This window comes from Aeromonas bivalvium, assembly GCF_000819765.1.
GTDB classification, from domain to species: Bacteria; Pseudomonadota; Gammaproteobacteria; order Enterobacterales; family Aeromonadaceae; genus Aeromonas; species Aeromonas bivalvium.
Map to the genome: position 1 here is coordinate 1 of NZ_CDBT01000026.1, position 15,705 is coordinate 15,705.

Genomic DNA, 15,705 nt, shown 5'->3' on the forward strand with positions numbered 1-15,705 from the left:
CCCGCCTCGGCGGGTCTTTTCGTGTCAGGGGGCGCCCGTGTCACTCAGCCTGGGTCGCCTGCGCCGCCGAGGGCTGGATCAGCACCTGCTCGCCACTGGCCAGGGGTTCGGTGGGCAGCGGCAGGCAGGGCTGGCTCAGTCCCAGGGTGCTCAGGGGCTGGCAGGGTATGGGCTCGCCTATGTTGACCGGCTGGCCGAGAAACTTGGGGCCCTTGTCGAGGATATAGAGATCGAGCACCCCCATCAGGCGGGCGAACACCTCCCGCACCCGGGTGCGTATGCCCTGATAGGCGCTGGGGTCCTGGGCGTTGAAGCCGACCGCCTCTATGCCGAAATGGCGGGCGATGAAGATGGCGCGCTCGTTGTGAAACGCCTGGGAGACCACGGTGAAGCGTGCCTGGCCGAACACCTCCCTGGCCCGCACTATGGAGTCCAGGGTGCGAAAACCGGCGTAGTCGCTGTAGATGGCCCTGGCCGGGATGCCCGCCTTGATCAGGGCGCGGCGCATCTGGCGCGGTTCGTTGTATTGCAGGGTGGCGTTGTCGCCGGAGACCAGTATGTAGTCCACCTTGCCGTTGTTGTAGAGCTCGGTGGCTGCCCGGATCCGGGTCTGGAAGTAGTGGTTGGTGCCGCCGCCGATCAGGTATTTGGAGGTACCAAGCACCAGGGCGACCCGGTTGTAGGGCACGGCATCGACATCGTCATAGGTGTAGTGACGGCTCTCGGAGACGACCCACTCTCCATAGGCCAGCAACAGGGCGGCGCCGCCCAGCAACAGGCAGAGGCAGATGAGCAGTGTCTTGCGAAGCTTGGTCATGGGCGGTGCGGTGCGGGTCTGAAGTAAGAAAATGACAGGGGGGTATTCTATTACAACTTCCCCTGGCGCGTCAGGTTTGATGCGACTCCATGGTGTCACTCGGGCACAGGTTGTCGCAGGGCGTGGCCGGCCCTCCTGCCTCTCTCAAACGGCGCCATAAGAGAGGGCGGCCATGGCCGCCCTCGGGTGTGGATACCAGCGTCTCAGTGGGAAGAGTCGTTGGCCTTGCACTCGTCGGACTCCTTGTTGGCCTCCCACCAGGGCAGCAGCTCGCGGCCGATCCACTGCTGGTAGGCCTCGCTGTCATTGGCGATCAGCGTATCCAGTTCGGCCTCGAAGTCGCTCATCGCCTGCTGCCGGTCCGGGCCTCGCAGGGCCCGGGCCATGGCCAGCCAGCTGGCGCCGCGACCGGTTTCGTTCAGGAAGCGGTGCACCGTGTAGGACCAGGAGTAGACCATCTCGCCCCCCTTGTCGTAATCCAGGTGCAGTATGTCGGCCAGGGCCGGACGATCGCTGGCCGGACGGCCGGCGACGTTGTCCAGACCGCGGGCGAAGCACTGGCCGTGGGCGACGAACTCCGCCAGCCCTTCCGACCACCAGGTGGTGCGGTTGAGGGGGTAGTGGCCGAAGCTGCCGTACTGGTTGAAGCGACCGTCCAGGTAGTGGACGTACTCGTGGCGCAGGTTCCACACCTGGAATGCAGGGCGCTTCCACTCTGCCTCGTAGGCGAAGAAGCGGGCCTGGTTGCCGGGGCGAGCCGGATCTCCCTCGATGTAGATACCGCCGTTGTCGGTGGAGACGCCGCCGAACAGGGCGCTGCCGTAGCGTTTCCAGTCGGCGGAGGAGTCGAAGATCACCAGCTCCAGCGCCTCGTTGTGATCGTCCGCCACCGGCTGCCAGCCGGTTTCCATCTGCTGATGGAACTGCTGCTCCTCGGCGCCCAGCTCGCGGCAGATCCCCTCGGCCTGTTCCATGGTCAGATCCTGGGCCCGCAGGCGCAGGGTCGGCGAGCAGGTGTGCTCGAACGGCAGCACCTCCTCCACCCGGACAGGGGTGCAGAGCCCGGCGAAGTCGCCGCTGATGCAGGCTTCGCCGGTGCGGTCCGTGTAGGTCAGGTAGTAGGTGGAGAGGGTCAGGGACATGTCTGCCAGCAGATCCTGGCTCTGCTGGCCGCCGGGGATCAGGCCGTGATGACGGATAAGCTCGATGACTGAGTCATCCAGCAGCCTGCGGTAGCCGTCGAGCTCGTCCGGGCGGGTATAGCGGGCGACCCGGTAGAGGCGAGTGTAGGCATCCAGCACGTTGTTGAGCAGGAACAGATCCGCGCCGTCCCTTCCTTGCCACAACGCGAGTTCGCTCATGGCGAGGGCGTGCAGCTGCTGGCGCAGTTCGCCATCCTGCTGGCGGAAGTCGGCGGCGAAGGCGTCGCTATGGTCGCTGGCGAAGTCGAGGAAGTTGAGCAGATCGAACAGGCCGGTGGCCCAGGGGTGCTGGCCGTTGATCTCGCTGGCATGGCGGGTGGCGTAGGCCAGCATCTGGTTGAACTGGCCGAGCAGGGTGCCAAAGCGGCTTTGCACCGCCGGGCTCCTGAACTGGCCGTGCAGGGCGATGCTCCAGGCCCCCATGACGGCTCCCACCTCGTCGCTGGCCTGCTCCGGGTAGAGCAGCGGATGGGCGCCGAGCGCGGTCAGTGCCTCGGCCAGCGCCTCGGCGGCGGCCGGGCCGTCCTCCTTGTGCTTGCCGTAGTTGTGGTAGTTGTGGGCACGCACGTATTCCAGCAGCAGCTTCATGGCCGGATGGGCGGGCTGATTGGCCGCCAGCAGGCGCTGGATGCCGCGGGACACCGCCAGCAGCTTGGCATCGTCGTGACCATAGTTCTCCTGCCAGACCGGGGCGGGTTGGCCGCTGGCGTCCTGCACTATCCTGGCGGCGTCGGCGTCCAGCAGCTCGGTATCGGGCAGATCCGGCTCGGAGCAGGCGCGGCCATCGGCACGGCGGCAATCGAGCTGCTCCTCCTTGCTGGCCAGCATGAGGGGGCGGTTGAGCACCCGGCTCTCCTGCCACTCGGTTGTTTCCGGCAGGGCCTGCCACTCGCTCCCTCCCACCGGGTATTGATAGCCGGTGTCTTTGAGGACCACCTGTACCTCGCTGCCGGCGGGCAGGGTCTGGCGGCACACCCGGTAGCGGATGGTCTTGTCCCCTTCCTGGCGGGTCTGGGGTTCATCGCACTCCTGCTGTGCCCTGGTTTCATCCAGCTGCCAGCTGTATTGGCGCCAGACGTGCAGCTCGCTCACCTGACGGGCGGCCTGGCTGCCCGCGATGGGCTGCAGGCGGAAGAAGATCTGCTCGAGGCGGCCATCCCGCTCGTTGGGGGTCTCCTCCAGCACCTTCAGCTGCTGCCAGTCTTGGGGCCGATATTGCCATGCCTGCTCGGCGCAGCGCCCGTCGCCGTTGAGCTCGCAGCGATCCAGCTCCTGCTCGCTGTGGCCCAGGACGATGCGCTCGGGGAGCGGCAGACTGTCCTGACGCGGTGCGGTCGGGGTGCCCGCCAGCGGCTCCCAGCGGCCCTGTTTCATGCCGTAGCCAAAGTCATAACTGCTGGCCGGGACGGCCTTGCCGGCGGGCACCACCTCCTCACAGCTGAGGTAGCGGATCTGCCAGCCCTGCTCGACCCTGAGCCGGGGCTCGCCGCACTGCTGCTCGGCCAGGGCCGCCAGATTGGCGTCGCGCCAGTCGAAACGGCGATACACCCTCAGTTGCTGATAGGGGGCGTCGCTGCTGCGGGCGCCCAGCTCATAGGTCACTTCGGTGAGGTTGTCCCCCAGCTGACGGCTGGATTCCCCCTTGAGTTGGTACGCTTGCCAGTCGGGGGAGTAGTTGGCCAGGGCCGGGGTGGCGAGCAGGCCTGGGGCCGCCAGGAGCAGCAGCCGGGTGGAGAGGTGATTCATCATGATCCCTTTGGTGGAAAGTGGGCGTGGGGGGACCAGGCAGGGTATTGGGTTCCAAAAGAATATCAAGGTGTCGGGTGGCGCCTTCAAATCCTGTATTCGGGAGGCAACAATGAAAAACAGCCCCAAAAGGGGCTGCATTGATAGCAAGGACTCAGCCCCATATGGGGGGCATCACTCCGCTTGCCGCAGGCTCTGGGCCAGCAGGGTGCGGGAGGGCTTCAGGTTGCCGCCGAGATCCGGCCAGGGCAGCCAGCGATCCGGCACCATAAAGCCGGGCAGGGTGGCTCTGATCCAGCTTGCCAGCTCGGCATGGGGCACGGGCTCGCCGTGCCAGTCGATGAAGGCGGCGGGCCTCTGTCCCCACTCTTCGCTCGGCACCGGCACCACCAGGGCCTGGGCCACGGCGCCGTGGTCCACCAGCCGCTGCTCTATGGTCTCGGGCTGGATGTTCTCCCCTCCCGAGATGAAGAGGTTGTCGAGCCGCCCCTCCACCACCAGCTCGCCGTCCGGGGTGAGATGACCCTTGTCCCGGGTGTGGAACCAGCCCTCTTCATCCAGCGGCAGCACCAGATCCCCGGCCTGGAAATAGCCGGCAAACAGGGTATCGCCACGCACGCAGATCTCCCCCTGGCGGATGCACACCTCTCGTCCGGGCAGGGGCCTGCCCACCACACCGGCACCGGCAGGCTGACCGGTGCAGACCTGGCTGCCCATCTCGGAGAGGCCGTAGCTCACCTTGGGCACCAGCCCCATGGCGGTCAGCCGGTTGACCAGGGGCCCGGGGATGGCGGCGCCGCCGAGCAGCAGCTCCCGCACCCGGGTGCGACCGGGATCGAACCCTTGCGCCAGCAGGCGCCAGAGCTGGGTCGGCACCAGGGAGAGATGGGTGATGGGCTGGCATTCGAGCCGCGTCTTGAGGGGCTGGCTGCGATCGTCCAGCACCAGGGCGGCTCCCGCCAGGAAGACCCGAAACAGGATGGCGTAGCCGCCGACGTGAAACAGCGGCAGGGAGAGCAGCCAGCCGCAGTCGCCATCGAGGGGAATGAGGCTGGCCGAGCCCCGGGCCGAGGCGAGGTGGTTGGCCAGCCGGTGCACCACCGCCTTGGGGGCGCCGCTGGATCCCGAGGTGAGGATGATGTTGCTCGGCCGCTCGGGTAGCAGCGGGGACTCCCCCTCGGCGGCCAGCTCGCCCGTGAAGTCGAGGCTGAGGGCTTGCCAGTCGCCCGCCGGGATCGCCCCCGCCGACCAGAAGGCGGCCACGGCGAGTTGCCGCGCCAGCTCGGCCTGCCTGGGGAGGGGAAAGGCGGGATTGAGGGGGCAGAAGACCAGGCCGCTGCGCACGCAGGCCCAGGCCAGCAGCACATCCTCCAGGGCGCCGCGCACCACGGCGGCCAGCCGGTCGCCGGCCTGCAAACCCGCCAGCTCGAGCTGCTTGCACAGGGCGTTGAGCCGGGTATCGAGCCTGCCATAGTCGAGGGGTTGCTCGCCCATAAGGGCGATGCGCTCGGGCGCCGTCTGTGCCCAGTGACGCACCGGGCAACGCAGGGCCAGGGGGAGGGGGGCTGGGTCAGTCACTCAGGTAGAGGGTCTCCAGGCAGGCGGGGTCGGGCTGGCCATCGGCGCCGAGCAGATCGCTCGCCAGCCAGCGGCGGGTGTCCAGGCCCGGTGCCTGATCCGGCGCCCATTCGCCGGCCAGATGGAACAGCTGGTTCAGGCCGACACCGGACTCGAAGCAGGAGGAGACGATCACCTTGAGCCGTAATGCGCGGGCCCTTGCCACCAGGGCCTCGCAGTGGGCCAGGGAGCCGAGCAGGGTGGGTTTTAGCACCAGGGCCTTCAGCTGGGGTATGGGTTGCCAGGGCTTGCCCTGGGCCAGCAGTTCGTCGATGGCCACCGGCATGCCGGTGCGCTCGGCCACGAAGGCAATGTCATCGAAGTCTGCACACGGATCTTCCAGGTATTCGATCCGGTTCGCCTCCAGGTGGCCGCAGAAGGCCCAGGCCTCCTCCCGGGTCCAGCCCTGGTTGGCGTCCAGCACCAGCTTGAGGTTGGGCAGGCGATCGCACAGCAGGCGGATCAGCGCCAGCTCGTCGCGCATGGGGTAGCGGGCCACCTTCAGCTTGGCCTTGTCCGGAGTGTGGTGCAGCCAGTTCTTCCAGTGCTTGAGCAGCTCCTGGGGCGCACCCTGAATGAGGGGATAGGGTTCGGGCAGGGGGGCCGTCTGCACGGGCCAGACCCGGCGCGCGCAATCGAAGCCAAACTGCACCGAGGGAAGCGCAGGGGCCGGGGTCTGTCCCTTGGCCAGCTGCGCCAGGCAGGCCAGGCTCTCGCTCTTCGCCTCGGCCAGACTCTCGCGGGAGAAGCCGGGCAGGGGGGCTATCTCCCCCCAGCCGTCGTCGATGCGCACCAGCAGGCCCTCGCGCGCCACCTCCACCTTGCCGTGAAAGGTCAGGGGCTGGGTAAAGGGCAGCTGGTAGCGGTAGAGGGCAAGTGTCATCAGGGGTTCCGCTTGTATTTGGAGAAGTCGGGGCGACGCTTCTCGTTGAAGGCGTTGCGCCCTTCCTGACCCTCTTCGGTCATGTAGAACAGCATGGTGGCATTGCCCGCCAGCTCCTGCAGACCGGCCTGGCCGTCGCAGTCGGCGTTCAGCGCCGCCTTCAGGCAGCGCAGGGCCATGGGGCTGTTTTGCAGCATCTCCCGGCACCAGCGCACGGTTTCCCGCTCCAGCTCCGCCAGGGGCACGACGGTATTGACCAGTCCCATGTCGAGGGCTTGATTCGCGTCGTACATGCGGCACAGGAACCAGATCTCCCGAGCCTTCTTCTGGCCGACGATGCGGGCCATGTAGGAGGCGCCCCAGCCGCCGTCGAAGGAGCCGACTTTCGGACCAGTCTGACCGAACTGGGCGTTGTCGGCGGCGATGGTGAGGTCACACATCATGTGCAGCACGTGGCCGCCGCCGACCGCATAGCCAGCCACCATGGCCACCACGGGTTTGGGGCAGGTGCGGATGTCGCGCTGGAAGTCGAGCACGTTGAGGTGATGGGTCCCTTCATCGTCCTGGTAGCCACCGTAGTCGCCACGGATCTTCTGGTCACCGCCGGCGCAGAAGGCCTTCTCGCCAAAACCAGTGAGTATGATGGTGCCCACCTGGTCGTCGTAGCGGGCATCGGCCAGGGCCTGCAACATCTCTTTCACGGTGCGGGGGCGGAAGGCGTTGCGTACCTGGGGGCGGTTGATGGTGATCTTGGCAATGCCATCCAGGGACTTGTGATAGAGGATATCCTCGTAGCCGGCGGAGCAATCCTGCCACTCGACTGGTGCGTACAGTTCCGCTTCCGTCATTGCTTCAATCATGGGTCTTCTCTTCTGGTTGGTGAGCCCACTCCCGCAGGAGTCGGGCAAACTGCTCGGGCTGGCTGGCGTGCAGATTATGGCCGCCATCCAGGGTCAAGTGATTGATATTGCAGCCTTGCTTCACCAACTGGCAAGCGAGGCCATGGAATTTGTGATCCCGGCTGCCGGAGATCCAGCGTACCGGCAGCCGGGTATCCCGGAGCCAGGGGGCCAGGTTCGGCTGCCGCCCCAGGGAGGTGGCCCTCAGCATGGCGGCGACGGCCGGGCCCTCGTTGCCAAGGTGGCGGGCGATCTGGCGGGTGCGGGCGTCGTCGCCCAGATCGGCGAACACCGGCTGGCGATACCAGTCTGCCAGGACCTGAGCCAGGGGCCCCTGCTCGAAGCGCCGGGCCCAGGCTTCGTCGTGGGCGAGACGGGCCGGGCGCTCGGCCACCGGCAGTCCCGGGTGGCAGTTCTCCAGCAAGAGCCCCTGCAAGCCGGCGGGAGACTGGCTGGCGTGATGGAGGGCGAGCCGGCCCCCGAGGGAATAGCCCGCCAGCCGGTAGTGCGCAATCCCCCGCGCGGCCAGCTCGCCGCAGAGCCAGTCATGGGCCTCGTCAAAACCGTTCACCCGCAGCCCCTTGTTGCGGCCGTGGCCCGGCAGATCCAGGGCATGGCACTGGACACCCGGCAGGGCCTGGATGACCGGCTGCCAGTCATCGGCATCCCCCAGCAGGCCGTGCAGCAACACCAGGGGCGGCCGGGCCTGCCGGGTATTGTCAGTGGCCACGAATGCAGTCCCCCAGCGCCTTGAGATCCTCGGCGGCTTCATGGTTGCCAGGCACCTTGGTGGCCATTGCAGACTCGAGTGTCGACTCAGTGGCCACGAATGCAGTCCCCCAGCGCCTTGAGATCCTCGGCGACTTCATGGTTGCTAGGTACCTTGATGGCCATTGCAGACTCGAGTGTCGACTCAGTAGCCACGAATGCTGTCTCCCAGCGCCTTGAGATCCTCGGCGACTTCACAGCTTGGCACCTTGATTTCAATCAGGGTTACCCCTTTTTCAAGGGCCGCGGCGTAACTCTGTTCAAATTCGGCCAGGGTGGCGGGCGCCCGATAGCCAAGGCCGAACATGGCGGCGGCCTGGGCAAAGTCCAGGCCGTGGGGCAGGCGGTAGTAGCTCTCCAGCAGCTCCCCTCTGGGCACGGGCAGCATGCGAAAGATGCTGCCGCCGTCGTTGTTGAGGATGATGACCACCAGGGGGGCCTGCGCCTTGGTGAGCAGGGCCAGGCTGTTGAGATCGTGCAGGGCGCTCAGATCCCCCAGCAGCAGGGTGGTGGGCTCCTGGCTAGTCTGGGCGAAGCCGTAGGCGGTGGCGATGAGGCCGTCGATGCCGGAGGCGCCGCGGTTGGTCATCAGCCGGCTGGGGCCCTTGCCGGTTTCGCCGAGCATGTCCATCAGCCGGGCCGGCATGCTGTTGCCGACAAACAGCTGGCCCTTGACCAACAGGTTCAGGCGATGGCACACCCCGAGCTCGGAGAAGCGATCGCAGGCGGCGCGGATCAGCGGGCTGATGCTCTGCTGGCACTGTGCCAGCCTGTGCCAGGGCTGCGGCGAGTGTGCCGCCGGATGGGCGGCAGCAAAGGCGGCGGGGTCGCACACCAGGCGCCGGCGCAGCCGGTAATCCGGGTCGAGTCGGGCCGGCTGGGGATCCACCAGCCAGTAATCCTGCCAGGGGTGCTGCTTGATGAAGTGGCCGAGTCGCTTGGAGATGAGGCGGGCGCCGAACTGCAGCAGCACCTCGGCCCGGGCCAGCTCGGTCACGAAGCCGCTGTGTTGCAGGGCGAGATCCGTGTGGACGAGGTTGCGATCATCGAAGCGGATCTGGCTTTGAAGGTCCGCCAGCAGGGGCCAGCCGAGGCGCTCGGCAAGCTGGGCCACCTGCTGCGCCTGGGCGGGATCCTGGATGCGTCCCGCGACGATGACACCGCGTCTGGCGCGAAACGTCGACCAGTCCGGCTGGGCCGGGCAGGGAGAGGGCGCGCTCTGCCAGGGGCTCCAGGGCTCGCCCGAGTGGAGCCAGTCGCCGAGGGGGGCAAGGTAGGGGGAGAAGTCCAGGTACGCCTCGCCAGGATAGAGGGGTTCGGGGTACATGCAGTTGAAGTGCACCGGCCCCGGGGTCAGCGCCTGTCTGGCCAGGGCCTGATCCACCGAGCTCAGCACGAAGGCGGCCGGAATGGCGGGGGTGGGGCTCGGCAGGTTCTGCTGGTGGACCGGGTAGCGGGCGAAGATCCCCTGCTGGTCTATGGCCTGGTTGGCACCGTTGTCGATGAGCTCCGGGGGGCGATCCGCCGTCAGCAGTATCAGGGGCACCCCGGTGAGCTGGGCTTCGGCCACTGCGGGCCAGAGGTTGGCCACCGCCGTGCCCGAGGTGGTGATGAGGGCGACCGGGCGGCCGTTCCCCTTAGCCAGCCCCAGGGCCATGAAGCCCAGGCCCCGCTCGTCGAAGTGGAGGTGGCGGCGAAAGCCCGGATGGGCGGCGGCGGCCATGGTGAGCGGCGCGGAGCGGGAGCCGGCGGCCAGGGCGATGTCCCGCACCCCGAGGCGATAGAGCTCTTCCAGCAGGAGAGAGGACCAGACGTGATTGAAGGTGGCGTGATGGCTGGCAAACACTGGGCTGGCAGGCATAGGGGCTCTCGTTGTGGGGCTTGGTGCTATCCCAGCAGGGACAGGACGTTGGCTATCTTGTTGTCGAGTTCGGCCCACTCGGCGGCGGGCTCGGATCCCGCGACTATGCCGGCACCGGCGAACAGGGTGACGGCCCCGGGGTCGATGCGGGCGCTGCGGATGGCCACGCTGCACTCCGAGGTCTCCCGGCTCAGCATGCCGCAGGCACCGGCGTACCAGCCGCGATCATAGGGCTCCCGTGCGCGGATGAACGCCAGGGCCGACTCCCGCGGAGCCCCGCCCACCGCAGGGGTGGGGTGCAGGGCCGCCAGCAGCTGCCAGTCGCACACCTCGGGATGGAGCTCGGCTTCGATGTCGCACTTGAGGTGTTGCAGCAGCCGCAGCTTCAGGATCCTGGGTTCGGTCAGGGTGATGTCGTGGGCCAGGGGGGCGAGCCGGTGCAGTATGTCCGTGTGGACCAGGCGGTTCTCCAGCCGGTTCTTGCTGTCGCTCAGCAGTTCGGCGGCGAGCCTGGCATCGAGCGCCTCGTCGCCGCTGCGGCGTATGGTCCCCGCCAGCGCCTCGCTGAACAGGTGGCGCCCTTCGCGGCGGTAGAGCCGCTCGGGGGAGCAGGCGATGAAGCCGTGATCCGGCTCGAACTGGAAGCCGAAGCGAAAGCACTGTTCGGCCCGCTCGGCCCAGCGGGCCAGCAGGCTCCAGGGGTTGACGTCGGCTCCCTCGAGCCGGCTCTCCCGGGAGAGCACCACCTTGGGGGTGTGGGTCTGAAAGTCGGGGGCCGTGACCGTCGAGACCAGTTGTTGCCATTCGGGCTTGTCCGGGTTATCCCGGCGCCGCCACTGCTGAGGGGTGAGGGGAGGCAGGGGCGCCTCAGGCACCAGGGCCGCCAGGGCCTGGTGTCCGGCGGCCAGTTCGGCCTCCCGATTGTGCTCGTCGAACCAGAGGTTGAGGCAGAGGCTGACACACTCCCCCCGGCGCACCAGCTCGATGCGCGGCAACACGAAGCGACAGGGGCCAAAGCCCTGCCATTCGCGATTTCCTTGCGGCGGTTGGTCGGGATCGAACGCCAGGCCGCCGAAGTAGCGGGGACTGTCCACCTGGCTGGCCTGGGTGTTGGCACAGACCCGGGCGATGTGCGCGGGATCCGTCAGCTCGTGGATGCGGCCCAGGGCCACGTATTCGGGCCTCTCTTCCCCCCTGGCATGCCAGTAGATGCGCGGATACAGGGGCTGGGCGTTGAGCCAGCCGAGGAAGGAGTTCACCTCGCAGGCCACGCGCAGGCGCACGAAGCCCAGGGTCCGGTCATGACGCAGGGCGTCCAGCTGTTGCTTGATATGGGTCTGAGCCAACATGGATGTCGTATCCGAGCCGTGGGGTGACGGTCTGTGGGGCGGGGGCAGGCCGCGGTTTATGCCAAAGGGCGATTATTCCTATATATTATCCGCCCATTCATCCCTGTAAATTGCCCGAGGGAGCCCGGCTCCCAGGCTGGCAAGTATACCCAAATCCGTTTCGATAACCCTTAACACGATCAATATCTGATTGTTTGGCCATCAAAATATGACAAATACCTTCTCTGTGTGGTTGCTGGCGGCGCGGTTGCGAACCCTGCCCCTGGCCTGCTCCTCCATCCTGCTGGGGTCGGGACTGGCCGCCAGCCGTGGCGCCTTCGACGGCGGCATCATGGCCCTCTCTCTGCTGACCGCCATCCTGTTGCAGATCCTCTCCAACCTGGCCAACGACTATGGGGATGCGGTCTCGGGGGCGGACAACGGCGAGCGGATCGGGCCCCAGCGGGCCGTGGTCTCCGGCCTCATCACCCGCCATCAGATGTGCGTGGCCATGGGGTTGACCGCCCTGGCGGCCGTGGTGAGCGGCCTGGCTCTGCTGATCAGCGTCTTCGGCGACGCCTGGCTGCACATCCTCGCCTTCGTGCTGCTCGGTGGCGCCGCCATCGTCGCGGCCATCACCTACACGGTGGGCAAGACCCCTTACGGCTATCGCGGCTTTGGCGACATCTCGGTGTTTCTCTTCTTCGGCCTGCTGGGGGTGCTCGGCTCCTACTACCTCTTCACCCAGACCCTGGAGTGGGATCTGCTGCTGCCGGCCACCGCCTGCGGCCTGCTGGCCACCGCCGTGCTCAACATCAACAATGTGCGGGACATAGAGACGGACGCCGCCAGCGGCAAGATCACCCTGGCGGTGCGCCTGGGCCGCAGCCGGGCCATCGCCTATCACTGGGCCTTGCTGGGGGCGGCGCTGCTGGCCACCATCGTCTTCCTGCTGCTCCAGCCCCTTGACCTCTGGCCCTGGATCTTCCTGCCCGCGCTCAAGCCCCTCACCGATGCCGCCCGCACCCTGCGCCTGAGCCAGGATGGCGAGGTGCTGACCGGCGCCCTCAAGAAGACCGCCATCAGCGCGTTTCTCTACAGCCTGCTGCTCTCCCTCGGTCTGGCCCTCTCCTGAGGCCGGACAGGAACGACACAGAGGCGGCCCCGGGGCCGCCTCTGTGTTTTGTGGTCATGGGGTCACCGCCCTTCAGGGACCTTCGCCCATCCGCAGGCTGGCGCGAAACACGCCTTGCTCCAGCCGGGTCTCTATCTGCCAGCCGAGCTTGGCACAGATGCGCTCTATGATGGTGAGGCCGCAGCCGTAACCCAGGATCTGATCCGGTGGCGCCGCCGTCGGGTTGCTGATGGTGAGCGCCTGCCCTTGCAGCACTATCTCGATGTGGCCCTCGGCGTAGCTCAGGGCATTCTTGAGCAGGTTGCCGAGCGCGATGGCGAGCAGGGAGAGGGGGGCCCTGACCTCGCTCTGCTCGTCCAGCGCGAGGCGGATATCCAGGTTCTCGCGTTGCAGCAGGGGGGAGAGGCGGGCCAGTTCCTGCTGGATCAGGGGGGCGACCCGCTGGGGCGGCCGCTCCACGGCGTCCTTTCGTCCCAGCAGCAGGAAGGTCTCGGTGAGCAGGGCCATCTCGTCGCTGGCGGCGCGAATGCGGCTGGCGGCCCGGGCGGCGGGGGCGGGCAGCTCGCTCACCTTGCCGAGCAGGGCGGCCGAGCCCTGGATCACCATGTTGGGGGTGCGCAGCTCATGGCTGGCGAAGCGGCTGAATTCCTGTTCCCGGGCGAACACGGCCGCCACCTCCTGCTTGCCCGCCAGCAGCGCCAGCTCTATCTCCCGCAGCTCCTGCCAGGGGGCGTCGGGCACGAAGTCCCCCTGATCCGGGGTGAGGTGGGCGACCCGCTGGCGCAACTGATCCAGTGGCCGGGTGATGTGGCGCACCAGCCAGATGCCGAAGCCGAGGGCCCCCAGCAGCAGGGTCAGGCCGATGAGGCGGGTGGCGAGGTGTAGCTGGTCTTCATAAGGGTCCAGGTAGTCGTCGGCATCGTCGTTGAACACCAGATAGATGAGGCCCTGGCCAGAGGGGTGGGAGCGCACCAGGAAGTGCTTGTCCTCTCGGCCCAGTTGATGTTCGAAGAAGCCAGGGGTCCGGTAGGGTTTGAGCCAGCCGGGCAGGCGCCCCGCCTCGGTCCAGTAGCTGGAGAACTGACGCGGGCTGGGGGCGGGGGCGGCGTCCCCCAGGCGCAGCCAGTCATCCTGATAGCGGGTCGCCTCGGCTTCCAGCCAGTGGCGCAGGCTCAGCTCCTCCATCTTGTTCTCGGCCACCACCATCAGCAGGCTGAGCAGCACCAGCAGCAGCAGGCCGGCGCTGCCGAGGATCAGCACCAGGCGGCGGCGCAGGCTCGGCAGACCGGGGGCAAGGGGCGGTGTCGGGTTCGTCATGGGGTGATCAGCCGGTAGCCCTGGCCGTGGCGCGTCTCCAGCATGGGGTGCTCGAAGGGCTTGTCCAGGGCGTTGCGCAGGGCATAGATGTGGCTGCGCAGGGCGTCCGAGTCCGGCTCCTCGTCCCCCCAGACGGTGTCGAGCACCTCCTGGCGGCTCACCAGCTGGGGGGCGCGCCTGACCAGCAGGGTGAGGATCTGGAACGGGATCTTGCCGAGCTTGAGCTCCACCCCGGCGCGGCTGGCGCGGCCTGCGGCGGGATCCACCGTCAGATCGCCAAACGTCAGCGCCCCCATGTCGCTGCGGGGGCCGCGCAGGGCCAGGGCCTGCAGCCGCACCTCCAGCTCCTCCATGGCGAACGGCTTGATCAGGTAGTCGTCGCCCCCCGCCCGAAAGCCCGCCAGCTTGTCATCCAGGCTGTCGCGGGCGGTGAGAAACAGCACAGGGGTGGCGATGCCGTCCGCGCGCAGCCGCTCCACCGTGGAGAGACCGTCCAGGCGCGGCATCATGACATCCATGATGATGACGTCGAAGCGCTGCTCGGCCAGCAGCTGCAATGCGGCCTGGCCGTGATAGGCGCAGTCCACCCTGTGCCCGGCCAGCTCCAGATAGTCCATGATGGTTTCCGCCACCTGGGGATTGTCTTCCACCACCAGTATTTTCATGTTTTGATCTCCTGGTTTTGGCCGTTTTTCACGGTCATTTCACGGCGAAGAGGCCATGCTGGTGGCCAGTGTAACCCCGAGGATCCCCGATGAAGAAGTCTCTGCGTGCCCTCCTGCTGATGATCTTGCTGCCCTTCGGGTGGGCGCAGGGGGCCGAGTTCAAGCTGACCGGCCGCACCACCTGGCAACTGGGCCAGCTGATGGTCAACGGCATCCCCTTCGTGATCGACGAGCAGACCCGCTTCAAGGAGGGTCTGGACGAAGACGACCTCGGCGGTACCTGGGTCGATCTGGAAGGGGAGGTGCAGACGACGGCGCAGGGGGAGCGACGGCTGATCCGCGAGGTGGAGCCCCTGGACGAGGCCGACGAGATGGAGCTGGAGGGGCCTGTCCTTGACGGGCGCGTCTGGGGTTATGGCGCCTCCGATGACAGCCTGGCCCCCTTCGAGGGGCGTTGGCTCGAGCTGGAGTGCCGCTTCGACGGCAAGCGGCTGAGCCAGTGCCGGGAGGAGGACTGATCCCTCAGGGCGAGGGGAAAAATGGCCCGTCCAGGCCCATAGTTACACTTCATACCGTGACCCTGGACCGCCAGCCATGACCAGAACCGCCTTGCTCCTGCTGCTCTCCTTTCACGCCCTTGCCGACGAGCCCGAGCTCTGGCTGGTGGCGCTGGAGCACAATGATGGCATCCACCTGCAATTTCAGGGGGCCGAACTGGAACTGGGTAGCGCCACCCTGGTCGGGGCGGCCCAGTTTGACGATCTCAGGCCCGGCATGCGCCTCGCCATCCAGAGCCGCAACGGCGTCGCCGAGACGATCCGGGTGCGTGACGAGACGGCAGATCCGGCCCTCTGGACTCATTGGCGGCGGGGGGAGGATCGACTGCTTGCCCATTCGGGACGGGCCTTGCTGCTACAGGAGCTCGGCGTGCTGGTGTTTGATGCCGGCACCCGCTGGGTGAATGGCAGCGCCGCCGATCTGCAACCGGGCCGCAGGCTGGTGCTGAGCCGGGATGAAGAGGGTCGCCTCACCGATATCCTCATTCCCGACCCCGAGGACGCACTCGATCCCGAAGAGTGAGACCTCAATCCCTTTCCCCTTGTTAATGGCTTGTACTTTAAAATTCCCCACTTATACTGGCGCCATCTTGTCGGAGTGCTGACCGTCGAACGACGCTAAGCTGAGACCGTTAATTCGGGATCCGTGGAACCTGATCAGGTTAAGACCTGCGAAGGGAAACAAGGGTAACTTGCGGGTTACCGCGCCGGGGAAGGACTCGCTTCCCGCCAGCCAGAGGCAGAGCGCCTCTGGTGGGTGCAGGCGCACAGGGGGAGGTCGTCCCGCCGGGCTGTCAGGCCTGCGGATCTGCCGCACAGGGCAGAGGGACGACAGAGCAGGGAAGATCCATGCCCGACTCACTCCCCCGAACACATCCCGCCGCAAGTTCATCACTTCTCCTCGAACTCC

12 protein-coding genes, 1 pseudogene and 1 riboswitch are annotated in these 15,705 nt (G+C 67.1%); of the genes and pseudogenes, 3 read left to right on the forward strand and 10 right to left on the reverse strand.

What is annotated here, in order from left to right:
• Positions 1 to 46 precede the first annotated feature (46 nt).
• The 8 genes and pseudogenes from BN1119_RS09780 to BN1119_RS09815 all read right to left on the reverse strand — a co-directional run.
• Positions 47 to 817: pseudogene (locus BN1119_RS09780) on the reverse strand (SanA/YdcF family protein); the annotation flags it as partial.
• A 203-nt stretch (positions 818 to 1,020) separates the two neighbouring features.
• The gene (locus BN1119_RS09785) at positions 1,021 to 3,765 is read right to left on the reverse strand and encodes a collagenase (RefSeq protein WP_041997295.1); all 2,745 of its coding nucleotides are present in this window, start codon (positions 3,763 to 3,765) and stop codon (positions 1,021 to 1,023) included.
• Between the two features lie 174 nt (positions 3,766 to 3,939).
• Entirely contained in the window at positions 3,940 to 5,343 is a 1,404-nt protein-coding gene (locus BN1119_RS09790; RefSeq protein WP_041997298.1) for an AMP-binding protein, read from the reverse strand.
• Positions 5,336 to 6,265: an o-succinylbenzoate synthase gene (gene menC, locus BN1119_RS09795; RefSeq protein ID WP_041997300.1), complete on the reverse strand. Its 930-nt coding sequence runs from the start codon at positions 6,263 to 6,265 to the stop codon at positions 5,336 to 5,338. The genes BN1119_RS09790 and menC overlap by 8 nt, the downstream gene beginning before the upstream one ends.
• A complete protein-coding gene (menB, locus tag BN1119_RS09800) occupies positions 6,265 to 7,125 on the reverse strand; it encodes a 1,4-dihydroxy-2-naphthoyl-CoA synthase (protein ID WP_041997302.1) in 861 nt (286 codons plus the stop codon). Before menB ends, menC begins: the two co-directional genes overlap by 1 nt.
• The gene (menH, locus tag BN1119_RS09805; protein ID WP_084205394.1) at positions 7,118 to 7,936 is read right to left on the reverse strand and encodes a 2-succinyl-6-hydroxy-2,4-cyclohexadiene-1-carboxylate synthase; all 819 of its coding nucleotides are present in this window, start codon (positions 7,934 to 7,936) and stop codon (positions 7,118 to 7,120) included. The genes menB and menH overlap by 8 nt, the downstream gene beginning before the upstream one ends.
• A gap of 141 nt (positions 7,937 to 8,077) precedes the next feature.
• Positions 8,078 to 9,778 (reverse strand): 2-succinyl-5-enolpyruvyl-6-hydroxy-3-cyclohexene-1-carboxylic-acid synthase, encoded by a 1,701-nt coding sequence (menD, locus tag BN1119_RS09810; protein ID WP_209434904.1) that lies wholly within the window; start codon positions 9,776 to 9,778, stop codon positions 8,078 to 8,080.
• A 41-nt stretch (positions 9,779 to 9,819) separates the two neighbouring features.
• Positions 9,820 to 11,142 carry an isochorismate synthase gene (locus BN1119_RS09815; protein WP_041997308.1) on the reverse strand — a complete coding sequence of 441 codons (1,323 nt, stop codon included), beginning with the start codon at positions 11,140 to 11,142 and terminating at the stop codon, positions 9,820 to 9,822.
• Between the two features lie 208 nt (positions 11,143 to 11,350).
• On the opposite strand from BN1119_RS09815, the gene BN1119_RS09820 reads away from it, so the two are divergent.
• Positions 11,351 to 12,256: a 1,4-dihydroxy-2-naphthoate polyprenyltransferase gene (locus BN1119_RS09820; RefSeq protein ID WP_041997310.1), complete on the forward strand. Its 906-nt coding sequence runs from the start codon at positions 11,351 to 11,353 to the stop codon at positions 12,254 to 12,256.
• 72 nt (positions 12,257 to 12,328) lie between these two features.
• On the opposite strand, the gene BN1119_RS09825 is transcribed toward BN1119_RS09820, so the two are convergent.
• Complete coding sequence (locus BN1119_RS09825) at positions 12,329 to 13,573, reverse strand: sensor histidine kinase (RefSeq protein ID WP_041997313.1); 1,245 nt, start codon at positions 13,571 to 13,573, stop codon at positions 12,329 to 12,331.
• Positions 13,570 to 14,238: a response regulator transcription factor gene (locus BN1119_RS09830; RefSeq protein WP_041997316.1), complete on the reverse strand. Its 669-nt coding sequence runs from the start codon at positions 14,236 to 14,238 to the stop codon at positions 13,570 to 13,572. Before BN1119_RS09830 ends, BN1119_RS09825 begins: the two co-directional genes overlap by 4 nt.
• Before the next feature lie 89 nt (positions 14,239 to 14,327).
• Here BN1119_RS09830 and BN1119_RS09835 point away from each other — a divergent pair, with 89 nt between their 5' ends.
• The gene (locus BN1119_RS09835; protein WP_041997319.1) at positions 14,328 to 14,756 is read left to right on the forward strand and encodes a hypothetical protein; all 429 of its coding nucleotides are present in this window, start codon (positions 14,328 to 14,330) and stop codon (positions 14,754 to 14,756) included.
• Positions 14,757 to 14,832: 76 nt separating this feature from the next.
• A complete protein-coding gene (locus BN1119_RS09840; protein ID WP_041997322.1) occupies positions 14,833 to 15,318 on the forward strand; it encodes a hypothetical protein in 486 nt (161 codons plus the stop codon).
• A gap of 61 nt (positions 15,319 to 15,379) precedes the next feature.
• A riboswitch (TPP riboswitch) is annotated at positions 15,380 to 15,493 on the forward strand.
• Positions 15,494 to 15,705: the final 212 nt, after the last annotated feature.

Excerpts from the sequence above, each read along its gene's own strand:
- BN1119_RS09785 (WP_041997295.1), bottom strand. The coding sequence starts at position 3,765 with ATGAATCACCTCTCCACCCGGCTGCTGCTCCTGGCGGCCCCAGGCCTG.
- menC (WP_041997300.1), bottom strand. The coding sequence starts at position 6,265 with ATGACACTTGCCCTCTACCGCTACCAGCTGCCCTTTACCCAGCCCCTG.
- menB (WP_041997302.1), bottom strand. The coding sequence starts at position 7,125 with ATGATTGAAGCAATGACGGAAGCGGAACTGTACGCACCAGTCGAGTGG.
- menH (WP_084205394.1), bottom strand. The coding sequence starts at position 7,936 with ATGAAGCCGCCGAGGATCTCAAGGCGCTGGGGGACTGCATTCGTGGCC.
- BN1119_RS09815 (WP_041997308.1), bottom strand. The coding sequence starts at position 11,142 with ATGTTGGCTCAGACCCATATCAAGCAACAGCTGGACGCCCTGCGTCAT.
- BN1119_RS09820 (WP_041997310.1), top strand. The coding sequence starts at position 11,351 with ATGACAAATACCTTCTCTGTGTGGTTGCTGGCGGCGCGGTTGCGAACC.
- BN1119_RS09825 (WP_041997313.1), bottom strand. The coding sequence starts at position 13,573 with ATGACGAACCCGACACCGCCCCTTGCCCCCGGTCTGCCGAGCCTGCGC.
- BN1119_RS09830 (WP_041997316.1), bottom strand. The coding sequence starts at position 14,238 with ATGAAAATACTGGTGGTGGAAGACAATCCCCAGGTGGCGGAAACCATC.
- BN1119_RS09835 (WP_041997319.1), top strand. The coding sequence starts at position 14,328 with ATGAAGAAGTCTCTGCGTGCCCTCCTGCTGATGATCTTGCTGCCCTTC.
- BN1119_RS09840 (WP_041997322.1), top strand. The coding sequence starts at position 14,833 with ATGACCAGAACCGCCTTGCTCCTGCTGCTCTCCTTTCACGCCCTTGCC.